18 protein-coding genes and 1 pseudogene are annotated in these 20,971 nt (G+C 40.9%); 4 read left to right on the top strand and 15 right to left on the bottom strand.

Annotated elements, in window-relative coordinates:
• Positions 1 to 17 precede the first annotated feature (17 nt).
• The 3 genes from ACIQXH_RS12195 to ACIQXH_RS12185 all read right to left on the bottom strand — a co-directional run bounded on the left by ACIQXH_RS12195 (position 18) and on the right by ACIQXH_RS12185 (position 3,836).
• Entirely contained in the window at positions 18 to 1,532 is a 1,515-nt protein-coding gene (locus ACIQXH_RS12195; protein WP_403123675.1) for a carboxylesterase/lipase family protein, read from the bottom strand.
• 159 nt (positions 1,533 to 1,691) lie between these two features.
• On the bottom strand, positions 1,692 to 2,105 hold the full coding sequence (locus ACIQXH_RS12190; protein ID WP_402955940.1) for a MerR family transcriptional regulator: 414 nt from the start codon (positions 2,103 to 2,105) through the stop codon (positions 1,692 to 1,694).
• Between the two features lie 81 nt (positions 2,106 to 2,186).
• The gene (locus ACIQXH_RS12185; protein ID WP_402955938.1) at positions 2,187 to 3,836 is read right to left on the bottom strand and encodes a SulP family inorganic anion transporter; all 1,650 of its coding nucleotides are present in this window, start codon (positions 3,834 to 3,836) and stop codon (positions 2,187 to 2,189) included.
• A gap of 591 nt (positions 3,837 to 4,427) precedes the next feature.
• On the opposite strand from ACIQXH_RS12185, the gene ACIQXH_RS12180 reads away from it, so the two are divergent.
• The gene (locus tag ACIQXH_RS12180) at positions 4,428 to 5,207 is read left to right on the top strand and encodes a CPBP family intramembrane glutamic endopeptidase (RefSeq protein ID WP_402987535.1); all 780 of its coding nucleotides are present in this window, start codon (positions 4,428 to 4,430) and stop codon (positions 5,205 to 5,207) included.
• Positions 5,208 to 5,265: 58 nt separating this feature from the next.
• Here the strand turns inward: ACIQXH_RS12180 and ACIQXH_RS12175 are convergent, their stop codons facing one another.
• From ACIQXH_RS12175 to ACIQXH_RS12165, 3 genes are all read right to left on the bottom strand, one after another.
• The gene (locus ACIQXH_RS12175; RefSeq protein ID WP_403123671.1) at positions 5,266 to 6,387 is read right to left on the bottom strand and encodes an NADH-dependent flavin oxidoreductase; all 1,122 of its coding nucleotides are present in this window, start codon (positions 6,385 to 6,387) and stop codon (positions 5,266 to 5,268) included.
• Between the two features lie 19 nt (positions 6,388 to 6,406).
• Positions 6,407 to 6,715: an iron-sulfur cluster assembly accessory protein gene (locus ACIQXH_RS12170; protein WP_402867864.1), complete on the bottom strand. Its 309-nt coding sequence runs from the start codon at positions 6,713 to 6,715 to the stop codon at positions 6,407 to 6,409.
• Between the two features lie 110 nt (positions 6,716 to 6,825).
• On the bottom strand, positions 6,826 to 7,812 hold the full coding sequence (locus ACIQXH_RS12165) for a Gfo/Idh/MocA family protein (protein ID WP_402987529.1): 987 nt from the start codon (positions 7,810 to 7,812) through the stop codon (positions 6,826 to 6,828).
• Between the two features lie 201 nt (positions 7,813 to 8,013).
• Between ACIQXH_RS12165 and ACIQXH_RS12160 the strand changes: the two genes are divergently transcribed.
• Positions 8,014 to 8,799 (top strand): SDR family oxidoreductase, encoded by a 786-nt coding sequence (locus tag ACIQXH_RS12160; RefSeq protein WP_403123669.1) that lies wholly within the window; start codon positions 8,014 to 8,016, stop codon positions 8,797 to 8,799.
• 203 nt (positions 8,800 to 9,002) lie between these two features.
• Here the strand turns inward: ACIQXH_RS12160 and ACIQXH_RS12155 are convergent, their stop codons facing one another.
• The 7 genes from ACIQXH_RS12155 to ACIQXH_RS12125 form a co-directional block, all read right to left on the bottom strand.
• The gene (locus ACIQXH_RS12155) at positions 9,003 to 10,235 is read right to left on the bottom strand and encodes a multidrug effflux MFS transporter (protein ID WP_403123666.1); all 1,233 of its coding nucleotides are present in this window, start codon (positions 10,233 to 10,235) and stop codon (positions 9,003 to 9,005) included.
• The gene (locus ACIQXH_RS12150; protein ID WP_403123663.1) at positions 10,235 to 11,236 is read right to left on the bottom strand and encodes a 2-hydroxyacid dehydrogenase; all 1,002 of its coding nucleotides are present in this window, start codon (positions 11,234 to 11,236) and stop codon (positions 10,235 to 10,237) included. Before ACIQXH_RS12150 ends, ACIQXH_RS12155 begins: the two co-directional genes overlap by 1 nt.
• Positions 11,237 to 11,427: 191 nt before the next feature.
• Positions 11,428 to 12,348 carry a ribokinase gene (gene rbsK, locus ACIQXH_RS12145; protein WP_403123660.1) on the bottom strand — a complete coding sequence of 307 codons (921 nt, stop codon included), beginning with the start codon at positions 12,346 to 12,348 and terminating at the stop codon, positions 11,428 to 11,430.
• A gap of 14 nt (positions 12,349 to 12,362) precedes the next feature.
• Positions 12,363 to 13,376: an aldose 1-epimerase family protein gene (locus ACIQXH_RS12140; RefSeq protein ID WP_403123658.1), complete on the bottom strand. Its 1,014-nt coding sequence runs from the start codon at positions 13,374 to 13,376 to the stop codon at positions 12,363 to 12,365.
• Between the two features lie 170 nt (positions 13,377 to 13,546).
• A complete protein-coding gene (gene fucP, locus ACIQXH_RS12135; RefSeq protein ID WP_403123655.1) occupies positions 13,547 to 14,893 on the bottom strand; it encodes an L-fucose:H+ symporter permease in 1,347 nt (448 codons plus the stop codon).
• A gap of 100 nt (positions 14,894 to 14,993) precedes the next feature.
• Positions 14,994 to 15,659 (bottom strand): deoxyribose-phosphate aldolase, encoded by a 666-nt coding sequence (gene deoC, locus ACIQXH_RS12130; protein ID WP_403123652.1) that lies wholly within the window; start codon positions 15,657 to 15,659, stop codon positions 14,994 to 14,996.
• A gap of 211 nt (positions 15,660 to 15,870) precedes the next feature.
• Positions 15,871 to 16,809: a DNA-binding transcriptional repressor DeoR gene (locus ACIQXH_RS12125; RefSeq protein ID WP_403123819.1), complete on the bottom strand. Its 939-nt coding sequence runs from the start codon at positions 16,807 to 16,809 to the stop codon at positions 15,871 to 15,873.
• A gap of 397 nt (positions 16,810 to 17,206) precedes the next feature.
• Between ACIQXH_RS12125 and ACIQXH_RS12120 the strand changes: the two genes are divergently transcribed.
• Positions 17,207 to 18,178, top strand: a complete 972-nt coding sequence (locus ACIQXH_RS12120; RefSeq protein WP_402987515.1) for an MBL fold metallo-hydrolase — start codon at positions 17,207 to 17,209, stop codon at positions 18,176 to 18,178.
• Between the two features lie 232 nt (positions 18,179 to 18,410).
• Here ACIQXH_RS12120 and ACIQXH_RS12115 read toward each other — a convergent pair whose 3' ends face one another.
• Positions 18,411 to 19,382, bottom strand: coding sequence for a TRM11 family SAM-dependent methyltransferase (locus ACIQXH_RS12115; RefSeq protein WP_402867854.1), 972 nt, complete (start codon positions 19,380 to 19,382; stop codon positions 18,411 to 18,413).
• Between the two features lie 187 nt (positions 19,383 to 19,569).
• On the bottom strand, positions 19,570 to 20,661 hold the full coding sequence (locus ACIQXH_RS12110; protein WP_403123649.1) for a CotH kinase family protein: 1,092 nt from the start codon (positions 20,659 to 20,661) through the stop codon (positions 19,570 to 19,572).
• Positions 20,662 to 20,813: 152 nt separating this feature from the next.
• On the opposite strand from ACIQXH_RS12110, the pseudogene ACIQXH_RS12105 reads away from it, so the two are divergent.
• Positions 20,814 to 20,891 (top strand): annotated as a pseudogene (locus ACIQXH_RS12105) (CotG/ExsB N-terminal domain-containing protein); the annotation flags it as partial.
• Positions 20,892 to 20,971 lie beyond the last annotated feature (80 nt).

Here is a 20,971-nt window from a genome sequence, read left to right as displayed (position 1 = left end):
TCCATGCTGGTTTTCTTTCATTTATATATTCTTACACCCTCCCAAACCAACCGGTGAACCCTATTGGGATCCTTTTCTATATAATCCCTTTTATCAAAAATCATCGTATAATGATTCGTTTCGTCATACTTCGGCCAGACTTCTCCCTCCGGCGGATTGGGATTCCCATATTTCGCAAAGTTAATCCAGTGACCTTGCATCCGTCGAGATAATTTCAAGGCAGCACGCTTAGCGCCAAAGGCAGTAATCCGTTTTCCAACTATAGAATCGAAAGTCTGGAAAACATATAAAATCTCCATCCCATGCGTCGCCCCTAGTTTGCTAAACTTTAAAGAGGGGGTTTGGTAATCGAAGCGGTACATCCATGTTTTCTCCTGACGGCTGTATGCCTCTGCATACCAAACCGAAGGCATATGAAAAGTCGCATCACGCCCCAAGCCTAGGGTAGCCTCTTTATTAGGGAAGGTTAGGTAAGCGTTGGTGATTCGCTCCTCCGCTTCAGGATCTGTATTTTCGAACATCTTATGAATCATTTCTTCGGTTGTCGGAATTAACGGGGGATCCATTTGGTCAAATAAAGTCGCTTCATCTTTATTTGTACCAATAAGAAGGGGAATTCCAGCAGTGGCTCCTGAACGAATGGCTTCCAATGGATAGTCAGGTAAAAAATCACCATCAACGACTGGACCAAAAGAAAGCGAGCCAGGGAGATCTTGAGAGTTTTGCTGTAATAATTCATATGAAGCTGTAACGATTTTCTGGACGGGAAGTGTTTTTAACACATCGACTTCATTCTCTTCAATCCCGAGAATATCGAGAAATTTCTTACTGAACTGTCGTGCAAAACCTTTTCCGTAAACTGAAGTAGGAGCAGGACTTTGGGCAATGGCCTGTTTAAAAAGCCCTCTTGCAGAAGGTACTGTGAGTAAAGTCGTAACGGCATTGCCACCAGCTGATTCACCAAATACCGTAACATTCTCCGGGTCTCCTCCAAATGCTACAATATTCTCTTTTATCCATTTCAACGCAGCGACTTGGTCACGTAAACCTAGGTTGGAATCAAAGAGTTCCTCCTCATGATTCCACTCCGTAAAATCCAAATATCCTAAAGCACCTAACCGATAATTGATGCTTACAACCACTACATCTCCTTTTTTGGCTAACACATGACCGTTGTACATATCAATCGAACCCGATCCCGTAATATATGCTCCACCTGGAATCCAAACCATGACCGGGCGCTTCCGATCATCAGCATTAGGAGACCAGATATTCAGGAATAAACAATCCTCATCCATTTCTTCACTGCCTGTCATCCCCATCCTGGCTGCCCTTTCCAACGGTTGTGGTGGCACAGCGCCGAAATTGACTGCATCCAGGACACCGTTCCATCTTTCAACAGGCTCCGGGGAGCGAAAACGCAATTCGTCGATTGGAGCTCTCGCATACCTGACGCCTTTCCAAACGCCTACACCATTTTCTACGGTTCCTTGAAGATGCCCTTTTGCCGTCGTTACAATTGAACCAATCATCCACTCACCCTTTCTGAATCTATATATTATAGTTCTTCTTTTCCCATTCCCCTATCTCCTTCCCCTTTGCCGAAAAAAAGTTTTTATTACTCTTACAAGCTACGGAAAAAATAAAAAAAAGACCAAAGTGGTCTTTTTTGAATGAGGAAAAACTCTTGTTCATGTAAGCGCGTTCATGATACTAATCAAAGATCCGCCTCTTAGGGAGAGCTGATGAACAGCAAACTTCAGTTGCTGTTCATCCAGCTTTTCCAAGAGTGGCTTTAATTCAAGAACTTCCCGCTCCAGTTCTTTCAGGTTTAAAGAAATCTTATCGACTTTTGCTAGTACCTCTCCCGAATCCACAGGTTTGTCGGACCAGATCTGCAGCCGCTCCTTGATTTCGGTCAACGGCATGTTTTGCTCTTTATATCGATCGATCATACTAAGTCGATTGAGCGCATCCTTCGTATAATATCGATACCTCGATCCAGTCTTCTCATAGGTGAGCAATCCCAATTGTGTATAATAGTCTATGGTTCTCCTTGATACATTAGCTAGTTCAGCAAGCTGGCCAATCCGATATAAATCCATCCAGACAGTCACCTTCTTTTATAATCTCTCATTACGGTAACTATACCATAAAAAGCCGAAAGGATGACTTTAGGGTTACATCTATAAGACTACTTGATCTGATTTGACATTTACATATTGCTTGGCAAAATATAAAGCTTCTTCCTTGGATTTAAAGAAATGCTGTTTTTCTATTTTATGATATAACCCGGTACTTATTAGCAACTCCTTAGGTTGTTGCTGAATTCCGGAGATGACTAATTTCCCTTTATATTTCCTTATTCGATTGACAATGGCCAGCAGAGCGGCCTCGGCTGACGTATCCATATAGGATACCCTTCGCATGCTCAATACTAAAACGCCCGTCTTATTATCCAAATTTTCCAAAATATTAGATTCCAGTACATCAATGGATCCAAAGAATAAGGGACCTTCCAAATTGTAAACATCGATTCTTGAATCCGAGCTTGCAGTCGTTGGAATAATTTCCGGATAAACTTCGTGACTTCTTTCCCTGATTTTTAATGAGTGGCTCATCTTAATGATAAAGGTGATGAAGGCAATCAATAAACCGATACCGACACCCATGATTAAATCCGTTAAAACAGTGACAAGAAATGTCACAAACAGTACAACAGAATCAGCCGACCTTGTTTTTAAGACATGGGCAAATTCCTTCCGTTCACTCATGTTCCAAGCGACAAACATGAGGATTGGCGCCATGCTGGCTAAAGGAATATGTGTGGCATAAGGAGATAAGACGAGCAGGACCATCAAGACCACGATTCCATGGATAATCCCTGACATTGGTGAAACGGCCCCAGTCTTAATATTCGTGGCCGTTCTGGCAATAGCACCTGTAGCCGGGATTCCGCCAAAGAATGGTGTAGCGATGTTGGCTATGCCTTGACCGACTAATTCCTTATTGCTATCGTGTTTTGATCCACCCATGTTATCTGCCACGGTTGCCGATAACAATGATTCAATTCCTCCTAATAATGCGATTGTAATCGCCACTGGGAGAAGGTTGATAATGATTTCCACCGAAAGCTCTGGCACTTTAAATTCAGGGAAACCTCTTGGAATCGCTCCATATGTAGATCCAATCGTAGCCACCTTACTAGGGAAGAAATAGAAGGCTACCACTGTGGAAACAAGTAATCCAAGAAGAGGTCCTGGTACTCGTGGAAGTACTTTCGGTGCTAACAGGATCACAATAAAGCATATTAGCGCCACACCTATGCTATAGACATTTATCGTATCTGCTTTAACCACCAATTCTTTCATATTAGCTAAAAACGTTTCATGCTTTTCCACCTTCATGCCTAAGAAGTTAGCAATTTGGCCGGAAAAGATAATGATCGCAATGCCTGTCGTAAAACCAATGATAACGGGGCGGGGAATGAATTTCATCATATTCCCTAATTTAAGCAGTCCCATCACCACCAACATAATCCCGGCTAAAAACCCGGCAATGAGAAGACTTTCGTAACCGTATTGCATGACGATTCCAAATAGTAATGGAACAAAGGCTCCAGTCGGCCCACCAATTTGGTACTTAGACCCACCCAAAAGCGAAATGAGAATTCCTGCAATGATCGTCGTATACAAGCCATATATGGGTTCCACTCCGGATGCAATGGAAAAAGCTAGTCCAAGGGGAATGGCTACCACTCCCACTACCAGGCCTGCCGTCAGGTCTTTTTGAAATCCTTTCATGTTGTATCCTTGGAATCTACTATCCTTCATCATAAATTCACCCTCACATCCTTCATTTTTTTAGTCCACTCTATTGAAAACGGTTATTGAAAAAAGTAGGTGTACATATTTTGGGGTAGCGACGTAGTCGCCTTACATCTTAGAAAAAGAAAAAGTGTAAGGGGAGTTTTCTTTTCACGGTAAACCTTTGAGGATTTGATAGATTGTAAGAAGTAACTCTCATATGTAATCTCCTTTGTCGGGTTTATTCATGGTTTCGAACCATGTTCCCATATTATATAGTAAAACGTAAAACTGTACATTACTTACATTGTAAACAATTCTTTACAATCCATTACGTTTTGATTACAAAATAGGACCATCCCTCTACACTAGTAAATTAGGTGCCCGACCTATTAATGAGTTTTAGGAACATAGAATGCGAGTCCATATACCTGAAACAAAAATTGGACAAATGAAAGGGCTTGTCGTCTTCGTATTGAGTAACGATGGTAGAGATGCGAATAAAAGAGGCGCAAAAGAAATAAGCTGATTTCTTTCTGCGCCTTGTATGTTAATTTTCAGCCTGAAAGGTAGCAGGATTAATCCAATCGAGCAACGAATATTTAACACAAACCAGGGGAGATGATGACTTATATAATGAAAAATGAAATGACGTTCAAACGACCTTATTTAACTCTTATCGGACTTGAAATCATCACTTTGCTTTTCGTTTCAATAGGGGCTGCCATCACTGAAATAACAAAGATGAGTAACCCCATTGCGCCTTTTATGGGCTTCATTCCGCTAGCACTCCTCTTGATTTTTTATTTTACTATAAAGAATCGATGGGGCACCTTTTATTTTCATTCAATCCGGAAGCTATCCGTCCGGGAATGGGTTTTATATACGCCCTTGCTCTTCTTTTTAATCCTTCTTGTCATCTTCAACGAAGGAGTGTCCATTCAATCCTTTTCTTATCTAGTCTTATTAAGTTTGGGGATTATGACAAATGCCTTTGTTGAGGAATCCGTATTTCGTGGCTTGATGCTGAAGATCCTCCTACCAAAGGGAGAGATCAAGGCCATCATCATTTCAAGCTTATTCTTCGGGATTGGGCACTTTGCCCAGGCATTTCAAAATCCATCCTTTTCTATTTTCATACAAGTGTTCTATGCATTACTAATAGGTCTCGTCTTAGCTTTACTCGTCATTCAAACTCAATCGATCATCATTCCGATCATCTTTCACTTCCTCCATAACCTTTTGCAATATACCGGTCGAATTGTATCAGATGTTGCCACGATACGAATGACGGATATTATTTTAATAGCTTTTCTCATCATTTATATCATTGGTTTGCTTATGTTTAGAAAAAAGAAGAGAAGCTCTCATTCTCATTCATCGGTTACAATCGATAGATAAATTTCATCCAAAAAAATACCCGTCCTTAACAAAGGACGGGATCATTTATTATTCATACTCAATCCACGACTGGAAGCCAGCCTTTTACATTGATTAATTTTTCCCAAAGGGGATCTGGAATGACCAATTCATCTTGATCCTTCTTCGAAAGTGTCGTGCGTATTTCCTTTTCTTTACCGGCCTTGATTTTTTCAATCCAGTACGGTTCCATAAGCAGCTCCCTGCCAAGTGCAATAAAAGGAACGCCCGTTTCCATGGCCTCTGCCACTTCTTCAGGTGTATGAAGGGCCCCTACTCCGATTACTGGAATTCGATTGCCCACTTTTTCATATATTTTAACGATTCTCGATTCCGTTCTATCACTCTCACGGAATGAGCCGTTCCAGAAATGACCTACCGATACATGGATGTAGTCCAGGTTTTGATTCGCAAGCCGGTCTACGAATTGAAGCGTATCATCCAAAGTGATGCCAGGCTCGCTACCCTCTTCCGGAGAAATGCGGTAGCCGATGACAAACGGATTTTTCGCATGCTCTTCCACAGTCTTTTCTACTTCATTAACAATGGAAAGTGGGAATATCATACGTTTTCCAAGCGTTCCCCCCCATTTATCTGTGCGACGATTGGAATGAGGAGAGAAGAACTGCTGAAGTAAATATGTATTCGCCCCGTGAATCTCGACACCATCAAATCCTGCTTCGATGGCTCTTCTCGTTGCCTCTCCAAACGCTTTAATCACTTCTTGAATTTCATCTTCCGTCATTTCACGAGGAACAGGTGCACCCTCGCTTGATGCAACGCTGCTTGCAGAAACCGGTTGATTATCCGGTAATAAATCGGGCGGACTTTGGCGACCTCCATGATAAATTTGCAAAATGGCTTTGGCCCCTTTGCCTTGAATGGTTTCTGCCACTTTTCGGAGTGATGGAATAAATGCATCATCATCAGCACTGAATTGGCCAGGGAATCCTTTTCCACCTGCAATTACATAGGCACACGCTGTGATTACCGTACCCACTCCTGCCGAACGCTCTGCATAATAAGCTAATTCCTCTTCCGTCACGTATCCTTGGTCATCTGAAGAATAATGCGTCATCGGTGCCAACATGATACGGTTTTTCACTTCGACCCCAGAAGAGAATTTATATGGTTGAAAAAGCTTTTCGTATAATTCTGTCATGCCTAATTCCCCCTAATTTTTAATGATGGTGATGGCCGTGAGGCTCTTTCGAAGGATTGGTTATTTCGAAACCTTCTTCTGGCACATAAAAATATTTAATCCATACTCCGTCCAAGAATTCTTCACGTGAATCCAGCAGTATATCGATATCCTTATCCGTCTTGACAATTTCATCATGCTCCGTCGGAACATCAAGCTTCATCTCATAGTGGGCATGATCGCCGTGCATATGCGTGATATACACCCGAATCATTTTCCCTTCCGCTTCTTCGCTACTCAACATCTTTTGTAATACCTTTGCTGCATTTCGATTAATCTTGCATTTCATATTAATTCCTCCAACATCTGAAATTTCTATGTACTAAAAATCTACCCAAAAATAGGCATTCTGTAACATCCATTTATACGCTTTTTGCCGAATCATGTCTAATAAAATGCTTATCTTCGGTCTGCGGGAAAAACGACACCTATCTGTTTTCTAGCTTCATCCATGATTTCCATCGACCATAATGAATGGGCAAATGTATTCTTATCCGATTCCGTTTTCCCCTGCTGGATCAATTTTACAAACTCCTTCGCTTCATAATACATCGGAGGAAACTCTTGTTTAACCGAAAGACTCTCCCTTGTTCCATCACGGTAGCAAATATCCACTTCGTTCGGACTGGAAATTTTGTCGATGAGGATGGTACCTGCTTCTCCCTGTATTTCTGAAGGTTGAGTCGATTCAGTGATCTTGGAAAACATCACGATGGCTTCCATGTCATTATATGAAAGGAGGATGGTACCCTGACCGTCAACTCCTGACTCTAGTAGTGTTCCAGATGCCTGGATCTTATTCGGTTTACCGAATAGAACGACAAGCGGATAAACGGCATAGATACCCAAGTCCATTAAAGAGCCGCTTGAAAACTCAGGGTTGAATGCATTCAATATGGTACCTGATTTATACGAATCGTACCGGGAAGAATATTGACAGTAACTTCCTTGGTAACGGCGAACCTCACCAATTTTATGGATGTTTTCCTTTAGGCTTTCAAAACTTGGCATGATCGTTGATTTCATCGCTTCCATGAGCAGCACTTCGTTTTGCTGTGCCGCCTGTATCATTTCCCTCACTTCTTCGGCGTTCGAAGCCAATGGTTTTTCACATAAGACATGTTTCTTTTGCTGTAAAAACATGACTGCCTGGCGACTATGGTGAGAATTGGGACTGGCTATATAGACCGCATCAATCTCGGAACTGCTCGCCATCTCCTCCAAGTCTGTAAATGTATGTTTAACTCCATACTTATCTGCAAAATCCCTGGCCTTTTCTTCTGTGCGCGAATAGACCGCATTTAATGAAAAGCCTTCCACGTGTTTTGCCGCATTCAAAAAACGCTCTGTAATCCAATTTGTACCGATAATCCCATAACGTATCATTCGTTAGATTCTCCTTTTAATTAACAGACTTTGTCCTCAATATAACCAGACTTTGCAAAAAAATAAAGAAAAACGCTAAAAAAATTGGTTTATATTGGATTTTTCAATCTATTTTCCTTTATACTTTTCCTATTACTACTGACTTGATGTTTCTACATACTCCCTCATGGGAAGTACATTAAAAAGGAGCGTGTGAAATCAATGACAGAATTGATGAAGAATAAAGTCGCCATCATTACCGGCGGAGGATCCGGAATTGGCCGGGGTGCCGCCATTAAACTTGCGGAAAACGGTGCAAACATCGTTTTTTTTGACCGCACAGTTGAAAATGCCGAAAAGGTCAAGGAAGAAGTGGAAAACCTCGGACGAGAAGCTTTAATCATCAAAACGGATGTTTCCCAACCCGAACAGGTTGAGAAGGCTTTCCAGGCCGCCTTCGAGCATTTTGGAAAAATTGATTTTGTGTTTGCCAATGCTGGTATTAACGGGGTAATTGCCCCCATTGAAGATATTAAGCCGGAAGATTGGGACCAAACACTCAACATCAACTTGAAAGGAACCTTCCTAACCATAAAATATGCCATTCCCTATATGAAGGAAACAGGCGGAAGCATCACCATTAACAGTTCCATTAACGGAAACCGTTTTTTCAAGAACTTTGGTTTTTCCGCATACAGCTCATCAAAAGCCGGTCAAGTCGCTTTCGGCAAAATGGCTGCACTTGAATTGGCCAAGTACAAAATACGCGTGAATATCATCTGCCCAGGCTCCATCGACACCAACATCCACGATAATACCTATCCAGAAGATGAAAACTTGGAAAAAATCAAAATCCCGATTGAGTATCCCGAAGGTTCTCAACCACTTGCAAAGAAAGCCGGAACGATTGAACAAGCAGGAGACCTTGTTTTGTTCCTTGCATCGGACATGTCCTCCCACGTTACCGGGACTGAAGTGTATATTGACGGAGCTGAATCGCTCTTATAAGAATCGAAAGACTTGAGAAGAGGCAGAAGTGTTTAATTGACAACACTTCTGCTTCTTTTTACTAAAAAGGAATGGACAAAGTTATTATTGATCTTTTTTTTGTTCCCTGCAAATAGAAATGATACATAAGAGAGGCTGGGATTGCTTTTCAAAGAGCCACGCCCCTTACTTCGAACTTTCCCTATAATCTGTTGGCACTTTCATTATGCAACAGCTTTTCTCAAACCCCCTCGGGCGATAAATAGATAAGAGGACATGGCAATAACATGACAGCTTACCATCACGATGCCCATCGGCAGAGGTGAATCACCTCCACCAATCCCCACTAAAGGGGCCATGAGCGAACCTAGTATGAAAGGCAGAAGACCGATTAAAGCCGAGGCACTCCCTGCCGTTTTCCCCTGGTCCTGCATAGCTAATGCGAAACTTGTCGTTCCCACGATCCCGACACTGGAGACAGATAGAAATAAAGCAATTAGAATTCCCGCAATTCCAACTTCCAGAATGATGGACATGAGCAGAATGATTCCTCCAAATAATGCAAGACCCAATCCTATTTGTAAGAGTTTTTCTTCTTTTATCTTCCCAGCCAGTCTGCCAGTTGTTTGGGATGCAATAATGATCCCTATCCCATTCATCGCAAAAATCAGGCTGAATGTTTGCGGTGAAATACTATAGATATTTTGAAGTACAAAAGGTGAACCTGAGATATAAGCAAACATGGCCGCCGTTACAAACCCTTGAGAAAGTGCATATCCCATAAACACACGATTTTTCAGTAAATCACCGAATGTACGTATTGTATTGGTTATGCCCCCTGTACTTCTCAGGTCTGGTGAGAGTGTTTCCCCTATCCCCAAAAAAGCAGCGGCAACCATAATAACACTTAGAGCAAAAATGACGATGAAAACTCCCCGCCAAGATGTAAATTGTAGCAATTGCCCTCCTAAAACTGGTGCCAAAATCGGTGCCGCCCCATTCACAAGCATTAACATGGAAAAGAATTTGGTCAACTCCGTACCAGAAAAAAGATCGCGGACAATGGCCCGGGAAATGACAATTCCCCCAGCACCTGCAGCTCCCTGGATGAACCGTAATAATAAAAGCATTTCAATGGAGGGAGCAAAGGCGCATAGCAGAGAAGACACACTATAAATCGACAAAGAGATGATTAACGGGGTCCGTCTCCCCTTCGCATCACTCAGAGGGCCTAAATATATTTGTCCTAATGCCAATCCTAGTAAACAAGCGGTCAAACTGAGCTGAGCCAAAGACGTACTGCTTTGCAGATCATCTGCAAGTGTTGGTAGACCAGGCAAATACATATCAAGTGACAGAGGCCCGATTGCCGCAAAAGAACCGAGCATAAGTGCCATCCATAGTTTTTTTGTTGTCGGCATTTTATTGCTAGTATATATGGTTTCTTTCAATTCCATTATGAATGTCCTCTCCCTTTTTGCACACTTGTTAGTTCTGGATTCACTAGATTGCCAGGAAGGGCGCCCGTCAGGCCTGCCATCAAGTTTTCTGCAGCAAGGCTTGCCATTTTCATTCTCGTGGCGATGCTGGCGCTGCCGATATGTGGGAGTGTCACCACATTAGGTAGGGTCAAGAGAGGGTGATCTAAAGGAACCGGTTCTTCTTCAAATACATCCAATCCAGCAGCCCAAATTTCTTGGTTTACCAAAGCCTGGTACAATGCCCTTTCATCGACGATATCGCCCCTTGCCGTGTTGATGAGTACGGCCGTCTTTTTCATTAAGGTTAATTGTTCAGCACCGATCATATAGCTAGTTTGGGAAGTGAGTGGCACCAAGACACAGACAAAATCCGAAATCTTAAGGAGCTCTTCAAGTGATACAAACTCGATTCCCAACTCTTTTTCTTCTTCAAGTTTACGGCTACGATTATAGTATACAAGATTCATATCAAATCCTTTTGCCCTTTTCGCCAGGGCTTTACCGATCCTTCCCAATCCGATGATTCCTATCGTTGCGCCATGTACATCCTGTCCAGTCAACTGCATCGGGGACCATGTTTTCCATTGACCACTTTTGAGATAACCTGTCGCCTCTACCAATCTTCTGGCCGTTGCAAGCAGCAAGGCAAAAGTTAAGTCCGCTGTCGTTTCCGTCAGAACCCCCGGTGTATTCGTCACCATGATTCCTTTATCTGTCGCGCTTTGTAAATCAATATTGTTATACCCCACAGCCATGTTCGCAATGATTTTTAGGTTGGTCGCCTTCTCCATCAAGGATTCATCGATTTGTTCCGTCAACAAGCAAAATAGACCGTCAACCTCCACTATCTCTTTTTCCAGGACCTCCCTAGGAACCGGAGTCGTTTCATCTTGCCACATCGTTACCTCAAAATTTCCACTTAGGCCATTCACGATTTGGTCTGGCAATTTTCTCGTAATATACACTTTAGGTTTCACAAATAGCCCTCCTACTTACAGATTGATAGTTATGTACTTTTTACTTACATATCTACAATTTCGATAATTGAACATTAATCTCCTTCTCTACCTATTCATTTATACTTATCTTATCTCTACCCATCTCGTTCCACACGAACGTAAAAAGGGATGTTCCAACAATTGTGGAAGCACCCCTAATACTATGATATTCAAACCTGTTTCTCAAAAAATCCCTTTAACTGGTCTTGATCTGGATAAGAGGATTGCGTTCCGCGTTTTGTTACGCTCAAGGCAGAAAATCCAGTGGCCATCTTGATGGCGTGAAGGATATCTCCATTTTTGACAAAGAAGTGGGCGAAGCATCCGATGAATGAATCTCCGGCTCCAGTAGTGTCAATGGCAGCGACTTCATATGCATCGATCCGTTCCACTTTTTCTTTTGTAACCCACATCACCCCACGGCTTCCAAGTGTCACAATAACATTTTTCACCCCTTGCTCGATAAGGGTTAAAGCTGCCTCCTGCACTTGTTGATCCGTTTCTACTGGCATCTGGGTTAAAATCTCCAGTTCCGTTTCATTAGGAATGAAGAAATCGCACTTGCAAACGTAATCAAAATTCAACTCTTTTGAGGCAGGAGCAGGATTCAATATAACCGGTATATTATTCTCCTTACCGAAGTCAATGGCACGATAAACAGCTGGTAAGGGGATCTCCAATTGAAGAATGATTAAGGAACACTTTTTCAGCTTTTCCCCCGCGTTGTCGATATCCTCGGGTACAAGATATTCATTTGCTCCTTTGATGATTAATATCCGGTTCCTCGATTGTGGGTCCACAAATATCGGTGCCACACCACTTGATGTTCGCGGGACCTTACTTGTAAATTCAGTATCTATTCCATAACGTTCTAGATTGCTAATCGTATTATCTGCAAATAGATCATCTCCGACTTTAGTAAGCATCATGACCTTAGAGCCCATTTTGGCTGCGGCCACTGCCTGGTTGGCTCCTTTTCCACCACACCCAATTTCGAAACTTGGTGCCTCGAGGGTTTCCCCTTCTTTTGGCATTTGGTCAATGTATGAAATTAAATCCACCATATTGGATCCGATAACTGCTATATCCATATTCTATTTCCTCCTTATTTCTTTCCAGTTACAATTGTAAATGATCTTTCCTCACCTGAGGCCAACTTAATTAAGCTTCCTGAATCTTGGGCTGCCAAAAACCCTTCAGGCCGGCATGTAGCGGGCAATACAAATGCTCCAACCTGCTGGTCCTCATTAAACAGTAACCATCTTGTCGCATAATTAAATTCATCCGTAGAGAACGTGGTGAAAAAAGTAGTTCCTTCCGGCGAAGTCATTTCAAAACTTGCTTCTTTCTGATGCTTACTCAATCCATCCATAAAGAAAACAATTTCCGGGTCATACATATCTGGACGGTCCAAAATCGATATAGGTTCCTTGCCTTCACGGATTTCTTTATTAAAGTCCAACCACTTTTCAGTAGGTTTCACATGGTCAGGGATGGAGGCACGTAACTCAAACGCACTATTAGGAATGTTTTGCTTCATTACTGCATGATCCAGGTAGGCGTAGTTGGTATGGCACATGTATTGTAGAGGCATGTCTGTGCCAGATAAGTTTTTCACGTACATGCCCATTTCGATGTTGGCTTCCCCAGCAATCATCTTGACGCTTGGCTTAGCGATATAATGATGGCCAAACCCTTTTATGTATTCTGTCGATCCACCAATTTTCACACTATTTTCCGTAACCTCTAGCCAGGCATGGTCCATATTCGCGCAGGCCATCTCACCATGTAAGACATGATCATCCTCAGGTCCTGGACAGCCATTGCTAATCAAACCGGAATGAAAAGCAAAACATCCATATGTATCGACAATTTCATCTACTTGTTTCGGTTGAGTGAACATATTTTTCATCTTCAGTTCAATTCCATCAAAAACTAAGTCCCAAACAATTTGACCTAAATAAGGAAGAACCACCATTTTCCCACGGGAGTTTGTCAGTTCTATGGCTTCAACTCCAGATGGATAACGAAATAAAGTAACAGTAAACTCAGTACTTCTAAAAAATACTGTAGGGTTTTCTTTGAAGAATCCTCTTTGTAGTTCAATCGTTCCTACCATACTTATCCTTCCTTCCTTCGAATAACAGCTAACAGGGTTCCCTTAGGAAACCCTGTTACATCCAGAGTTCATTTAAGGGCCCCCTGCCTCTTTTCTTATTATGCTTACTGAGTTTGTCAAAAATGATTGCCGATATAATTGAGGACATAAGCAAAGCTCGAACCTAATTTTCAAGAAATTAATTCGCTTGTTTGTTCTGCATCCTTTTTCATGTTTGCAGACCTTTTCATTTCTCGATAAAAGTAAATGCCTATATACACAAAACATAGCATGGATACGACAAACGCATATTGCATTGATCCCAAAGTGTCTGACACTAACCCTTGAACAGCCGGTATAACGGCTCCCCCCACAATGGACATTACTAAGATGGCACCCGCCACTTCAGTATATTGCTTATCAACTACAGCTAGAGTTTCTGCATAAATCGTGGCCCAACATGGTCCAAAAAGCATACTAACAACGATTGCCGCATATACAGCAGTCATATTCGGCACGACTGCCACGTAAGCCAATAAAGCTGATCCGAAAACTGCATAAATGACCAAGATTTTAGAAGACGAAAATCTAGCGATCAAAAAGTTTGCAATGAATTTCCCAATGAAAAATCCTATAAAACTATAAATCATAAAGTTTGAAGCAGTTCTTTCATTGATATGTGGATTTAGATGTAAGGCTAACCTGATCGTGAAAGCCCAAACCGTGGTTTGCATTCCCACATATAAAAATTCTGCGATGATTCCATTTCGGAATCGTTTATTTCCAGCCAGGTGCTTCAACGCTTTTAGGATATTTGGAGCCGGTTTAGTGCCATTTTGTTCGACTTTTTCCGGTTTGCATGTTGGAAATTTAGTGAAGAGGAATATCACCAGCACTCCGATTAGTATGAAAATCATATATTTATATGGTTCTAGTGTATGCTGTAACATCTCGATTCCAAAAGCCTGTGCTTCTGCAGGAGACATTTTGGACATTTGAACATGAAGACTTTCGCCTTCCTGGAAAACTAGATATTTTCCTAGCAAAATCCCTAAAATAGATCCAACGGGATAAAACGTTTGGCTAATATTCAGGCGGAGCGTCGCATATTGCTTGGGACCTATCATGGAACTATAGGTATTGGCTGCCGTTTCAAGGAAACCTAAACCGATTGCAATAGCAAAAAGTGCAAACAAGAACATAGTATATGTCGCCAAGTGCGACGCTGGGAAGAATAAAGAACATCCAATGATATAGAAGCATAATCCTGTTATGATGGCAAACTTATAGTTCGTCTTCTTAATAACCATCGAAGCTGGAATGGCTACCAAGAAATAGCCTCCATAAAAAGCACTCTGTACTAAAGCACTAGCGAAATCACTTAATTCGAACACACTTTTGAACTGAGTAATTAATATATCATTCAAACTAGCTGCCACTGCCCACATGGAAAATAATGTGGATAAGAGAATGAATTGTAGAATAGGAGTCCGATTAAGGTATCCATCCGACAGTTGAATTATTTTTGTCTTTGCCATTTTTGTAATCTCCCTTATTCAAGTAAGAACCCCTACTGATATTTACCCACTAATGAATCCAATTGCATTCGGTTTTCAAACGAGGGACTAGCTATCTAAATTAATAGCCTCCATTAACGGCTTCTCCCTGCATGATTTTGACACCTGAACTCGCGCCAATACGGGTAGCTCCTGCCTTAGCCATCTTTTCTAAATCGTTTTTATCCCGAATCCCTCCAGATGCCTTTACACCTAAATCCGGACCAACGACTTTTCTCATTAACGTTACATCTTCGACAGTGGCACCTCCCGTAGAAAATCCGGTGGATGTTTTAACATAATCAGCTCCAGCATTAACGACCAGTTGACATGCACGGACCTTTTCCTCTTCTGTCAATAAGCATGTTTCAATAATCACTTTCAGAAGAGCTTTTCCATGTGCAGCATTAGCAACCGCTTTCATATCAGCTTCAACTGCATCATCATTGCCAGCTTTCAAGAGGCCAATGTTGATTACCATATCTACTTCTTCTGCGCCGTTTGAAATAGCGTCTTGCGTTTCGAATACTTTTACTGCTGTAGTAGACGCGCCTAAAGGAAATCCAATGACTGTACAAACTTTTACGTCACTTCCCTCTAATTCTTTCGCTGCAAGTGACACCCATTGTGGATTCACGCAAACGGAAGCAAAACCGTATTCCTTGGCTTCTTCTGCTAATCTAACAATCTCCTTTTCAGTTGCGTCAGCTTTCAGTAGTGTATGGTCAATTAATTTAGCCTTATTCATTTTTAACGGCCCCTTATCCTATTATTTTTCACTCTAGTTTTTTATCTTTTTTGATTTTTCAATAAGAAAAGCGCTTTCACAACCAAATAATACCACGGTGTGGAACATATGTAAATTTTATTTTGAAATTTTGTTCAAATATTTTTACAACCTATTTGACATAAAAAAATAAGGTCAGCGCTTTTTAGGCGCCAACCATATATTCTTTCTTTTAACACTCTAATAGAGCTTTAGCCGTGAATTGATCTGTAATGAGGGTATTAGCATATTTTCCGATTAATGCTGCCTGGATGGCTTTGATCTTATCTTCGCCTCCAGCAACTAAAATGCTTCTTTCTTTCTTTTGCAATTCTTCTAAATCAATGCCCACCGTGCGGCTATTAATAACTTCATTACAGATGTTCCCCTCTTCATCAAAAAAACGAGAACAAATATCACCTACGGCCGTACGTTGGAGATCAGCTTTCTCCCCTTCACTTAAATAACCAAGTTTAAAAAGTAAAGCATCATCTCTGACCGTACCGACCGTAAATAATGCAATATTCGCTTGTCTACCCATTTCGATGATCCGTTCTATATGCCGATCTTCCTCAACCATCTGCTTAAGTTCTGGCTTATCGAAAATAACAGGTAAAGGTAAATAGCGGGTGACCGTATAATAAGCTTCGGCAAATAGATTGGCAACTTCAGCCGCGTAAGTAAGGCTATACGAATGGCTTACACCGCCTTTTAGCTGAACTACTTCTACACCTTTCACTCGCTTGCTTTTAAGTTGTGAGGCCACTGAAAACAATGTGGTACCCCAGGTAATGCCGATGATATCTCCGTCTTTTACGATTTTGTGTAAAAATTCGGCGGCAGTCCGCCCGATATGCTTAGTTATCTCCTCATACTCATTAAGTGGGGAATATGAAACGCTTACATGATCCAATCCATACCGTTCCTTTAACTGTTTTGAGAGTTCGTCCACATCTTCTAACGGGTCTTTAATGTGTATACTTACGTAGCCCTGCTCCTTCGCATATTGCAACAACCTAGAAACCGTTGGTCGCGACACGCCAAGGCGTGCACAAATCTCTTGTTGACTATAATCCGATTCATAGTATAGTCTTGCAGCCGCAATACTGAGCCTTTGTTTATCTTGATCCATACATGCCCTCATTTCTTCTGTCATTCCGATTATCACCTTTTAGTTTACATGGAATAATGCCCATCCAATCTGTTAAATTAACCATATACTAAAACTTGCATGGCGAGAAGATTAATTTACATAAAAATATAAAAAAGGTAAATTTAGTTATAGAAAAAAATCCACCAGTACGATAAGCGATTCAGGAAAATTATCTTGCTATTATAATATAAATGTTTCATTTTTCAGAATTTACTTTAAATAAAACAAATAGTAAGCTAAAGGTATAACTATCGTTTATTAATAAATTGAACTTTAAGGATCGTTCATTCATTTATAAGCTTGAGTGATTCATTGATACAGCATAAATGAATAAACCTTCCTTCCAAAAGTTCATTCATTTCAGGGGGAACAAAGGATGCTCATGAAAAACCGGTCAACACTTAAGATTCACCCAGTTATAGCGCCAAGTGCACTCGCATTGAAAAGTATAAACTTTTATTTAGTGGAACAGAATGAGTCCCTTACGCTGGTGGATGCTGGCATGAATGATGATGTTTGTTGGGACGCTTTACAACACACATTAGAGGAAAATAGCCTAAAGCTTGAAGATATTACAGAGATTCTCCTGACCCATCATCACGGGGATCACGTGGGACTCGTTAACCGTATCACTGAGCCTCACCCGATTCCTGTTTATGCTCACTCTAAATCCATACCAAGGTTAAAGCGAGATCCGGATTTTCTTAGCATGAGGATTGAGTTCTATAAACGACTTTACGTTCAGATGGGCTGTGGGGAACTTGGAGATAAACAAGTGGCCTATTTATTCAATGCCGTCAATAATAACAAAGATCAAAAAATCAATAGTGAAATCATCGAGATTAAGGAAAACCAATTATTAAATTTTGAAGTGATTCATTTTCCCGGTCATGCACCAGACCAAATTGCCTTTCTTGATAAAAGCGAGAACCGACTTCTTGCTGGAGACTTATTAATTGAACATATCTCTAGTAATGCATTGGTGGAGCCCGATGAAAACGGCCAAAGGATGCGGACTCTAGTAGACCATATTGAATCGTTGGAGCGCTGTTTGGCATTAGGGGTGGATATCCTTTACCCTGGACACGGAAACATCATCTATCAAGCAGGTCCATTAATAGAAAAAAGGCTCCGTAACATTGAAACAAAATCCAAGAAAATCCTCGCTTTAATTGAAGCTGGAATAACAACAGGGAATGAGTTAGCAAAAAACTATTACAAAGAAAAATATTTAAAAGAGTTCCCACTTGTCATGTCGGAGATCATCGGACATTTAGATTACTTGGAGTACCAAGGAAAAATCGACAAATACTCTAGTGGAAATGTGATTCACTATACCGCTAGATAAGGGTAATATCCTGGTCATCCGGTCTTGGCAACCTAGAGGCTATGCCATCGAACGCAAGGATTTGCTTCACACAAAACAGCCGATAAGCACGATGATTTCGGTCGTTTTCGATTGATGGCTAAGGAATAACAGACATATAAAAAAGGAAGAGTATGCACCACTCTTCCTTTCTTATCTATTAACTTTAATAGACAACTTGATTAGGGATACTTCTACATATCCAACGAGGCTTTTATACACACACCACAATTTGCCTAGAAAATACACCTTTTTTCGCTAGACAACGATCCGCAATTTCAAAGCCCGCTTCATGAATCATATCATCCATCGTATCGATGGTTACTACAACCACCTTGTCCGCAAAACGACGAGCATGTTTAAGAATCGAAAGTTGGTCTTCCGGCGTAGCATGTGTATAAAGATTATACGGCATATCTATGATGGCTGCGTCATAGTGTTCCGTAACCTCTGAAATCGGTCCTGTTGTTACATCGCCTTCCAGCCCGAAGTAAGCAATATTTTCCCTAGACCCATCCGTAACTAGAGGGTTGATGTCACGACCAACAATATCGATTCCCATGGATAATGCTTCCACCAATACCGTCCCTATTCCGCAACATGGATCAATGGCTTTTACCCCCTCTGGATGTGGTACGGCAATATTGGCAATCGCTCTTGCGACCCGGGTACTAAGTGCCGTTGAATACTCACGGGGTTTCTTCAAATGATGTAACCAAACCGGTTCGGGTTTGACGAATTCCCCAAAGTACCAACGTCCTTCGAATGGCACAATCCCATAAGTTTGATCTGGATTGCGCACATCTGCCTTACTCTGGATATGCCAGCCAATTTCCCTCTCAATGGCACGTTGTCCATCATAATCAATTTTGTCTTCTATATTCAAATCATTTATTTTAATAAATAGGACTTTAAATGTTGAATCGGTAATTGGAAGTTGCTTTACCTGTTCAACGATTTCAGATATGCTTTCCCCTTCGTACATAATATCGACACGTCCCTTGATAAAAGGACTTCTGCTCGGATCAATTTTGATGTCACTTTTTAAAATATTGACTTCGGTCTTACAACCAAAGAGCGAACGCGTTTCCATATTACATAATGAACGTTCGTCTGGAGTGCACGTAAAAGTATATATATACGCCGGTATACGGCTTTCATTGTTCAAACTATTCCCATCCTTCATCACTTAAGATTATATCTTTCTATCAAACATAGCCGTAAGTGGATAGAAATGCAAATGAAAAAAATAGCAGGAATACTGATTTTTCAGTGTTCCTGCTATTTTAATAAATACGTTACCATTCCACTTGCTGTAAGAATGGAAGGTGGAAAATAACCTTGCCTAACCCCAACGAATTCACACTATTCATTTAATCTAACTTATGCAATTGACTACGAATATATTTTGCCCGAGCCTCTATATATTTTAAAATAAAATTAGGTTCATTCTCAAATGCCTCGATATTGTCCCGGACATATCTATCTCTTGGCATATACGGTTTGATCAGGCTATGCATTTCATGAATGATGGGTTCCATATACCTCACGTTAAACTGGTTATTCATAATCTCATTTAGAAGACTTTGATACCGTTTACGGAATGCAGCTATATCAAGAATTCTTGCGGTCAATGTATTGAAGCCTCTGATTCCAACATAATCTTCTTCCATCACTTTACCATTTACATCCCTGCCCCATGTCGCATCGTAATCCCAAGGGATGATTTCGAAAAGTCCCGTTTCTCCATTCCGGTATAAAGCATAATTATGGACAAATCCATCGTAATTCTGTGTAAAAACGACACCTGCCAACCAGCGGAGATACTTTTCTACATTGACGTACTTTCCAATTTCCTTCTCAAAATCCGCTCTTGGTATCGTATTGATTTTTATGATTAGCTCGTGTAAGTACAAATCATCCTGAGCTGTCCCACATTTTCTTTCATACCCGATATCCAGGGATTTCTTAACTTCCTTATCCAAATCACTCATCAATGAAAAATTAGCATCGCCATCCACTGCATAAAAAATGGATCCTTCAGGCAAATTGCTGTTCCTCAAGTAATGTTCATCCACAGATTCCAATTCTAAATAAATCCCTTCATCCTTTCCATTAAGATTAAGGAAAACGAATTGGGACCTCGGTGATAAAGTTCCGATATCTGCGAAAAAGTCTAAAGATAGTTTATTCCTCAGCAGAGATTTATCCTTATATTCAGCATTCAGATGAACTTCTTTAGCCTTTCGGTACATACTCGGTTTATAAAAAGCCACATGATAGGACTTCTTCCGGAAACCCCGGATGTGGGAGCCACGATAAACGATATCGACATCCAATTTTTTCTTTTCTATCGATAATTTTGCAGGGACGGGGTCATTACTCCAAATATCCCTACGAAGCTCGATTAAGTTTACAGGGGGAATAAAAAGATGGTAAACCGGTAGATTCTTGTCAGTATTCATTAAAACCTTCCCTTTCATTTTCATTTTACTTTATGAAAAAAAACGAAGGATGCCACTAAAGCCATCAATTTATTTTGGAAATATGTGTGTTTACCATAAGCACTTTTCGTACAAGCCGCATATTTTAGCTAGTGAAAAGGGGGAATGAATGTATGTCAACTAAATTTAAAGAAATTCAAAAAGCGGTGGAAATGGTGAATTCGTTTGGGTTAGATGAATTCCTATTCCAAGACCCACGTTCAAAAAACCGGTCATCACGGAAGAAGAATAAGAAAAACAAGAAAAATAATAAAAAGCGTAGTACTAGACG

The organism is Peribacillus sp. NPDC097225 (assembly GCF_044761955.1).
Taxonomy (GTDB): domain Bacteria; phylum Bacillota; class Bacilli; order Bacillales; family DSM-1321; genus Peribacillus.
The sequence above is the reverse complement of the archived record's forward strand: the minus strand, read 5'-3'. Positions and strand labels throughout refer to the sequence as shown.

Coding starts and splice junctions, on each gene's coding strand:
- ACIQXH_RS12190 (WP_402955940.1), bottom strand. CDS start 2,105: ATGGATTTATATCGGATTGGCCAGCTTGCTGAACTAGCTAATGTATCA.
- ACIQXH_RS12160 (WP_403123669.1), top strand. CDS start 8,014: ATGACAGAATTGATGAAGAATAAAGTCGCCATCATTACCGGCGGAGGA.
- ACIQXH_RS12180 (WP_402987535.1), top strand. CDS start 4,428: ATGATGACTTATATAATGAAAAATGAAATGACGTTCAAACGACCTTAT.
- ACIQXH_RS12185 (WP_402955938.1), bottom strand. CDS start 3,836: ATGATGAAGGATAGTAGATTCCAAGGATACAACATGAAAGGATTTCAA.
- ACIQXH_RS12125 (WP_403123819.1), bottom strand. CDS start 16,809: ATGGATCAAGATAAACAAAGGCTCAGTATTGCGGCTGCAAGACTATAC.
- ACIQXH_RS12155 (WP_403123666.1), bottom strand. CDS start 10,235: ATGGAATTGAAAGAAACCATATATACTAGCAATAAAATGCCGACAACA.
- ACIQXH_RS12115 (WP_402867854.1), bottom strand. CDS start 19,382: ATGAAGGATGGGAATAGTTTGAACAATGAAAGCCGTATACCGGCGTAT.
- ACIQXH_RS12120 (WP_402987515.1), top strand. CDS start 17,207: ATGCTCATGAAAAACCGGTCAACACTTAAGATTCACCCAGTTATAGCG.
- ACIQXH_RS12140 (WP_403123658.1), bottom strand. CDS start 13,376: ATGGTAGGAACGATTGAACTACAAAGAGGATTCTTCAAAGAAAACCCT.
- fucP (WP_403123655.1), bottom strand. CDS start 14,893: ATGGCAAAGACAAAAATAATTCAACTGTCGGATGGATACCTTAATCGG.
- ACIQXH_RS12175 (WP_403123671.1), bottom strand. CDS start 6,387: ATGACAGAATTATACGAAAAGCTTTTTCAACCATATAAATTCTCTTCT.
- ACIQXH_RS12110 (WP_403123649.1), bottom strand. CDS start 20,661: ATGAATACTGACAAGAATCTACCGGTTTACCATCTTTTTATTCCCCCT.
- ACIQXH_RS12165 (WP_402987529.1), bottom strand. CDS start 7,812: ATGATACGTTATGGGATTATCGGTACAAATTGGATTACAGAGCGTTTT.
- deoC (WP_403123652.1), bottom strand. CDS start 15,659: ATGAATAAGGCTAAATTAATTGACCATACACTACTGAAAGCTGACGCA.
- ACIQXH_RS12170 (WP_402867864.1), bottom strand. CDS start 6,715: ATGAAATGCAAGATTAATCGAAATGCAGCAAAGGTATTACAAAAGATG.
- rbsK (WP_403123660.1), bottom strand. CDS start 12,348: ATGGATATAGCAGTTATCGGATCCAATATGGTGGATTTAATTTCATAC.
- ACIQXH_RS12195 (WP_403123675.1), bottom strand. CDS start 1,532: ATGATTGGTTCAATTGTAACGACGGCAAAAGGGCATCTTCAAGGAACC.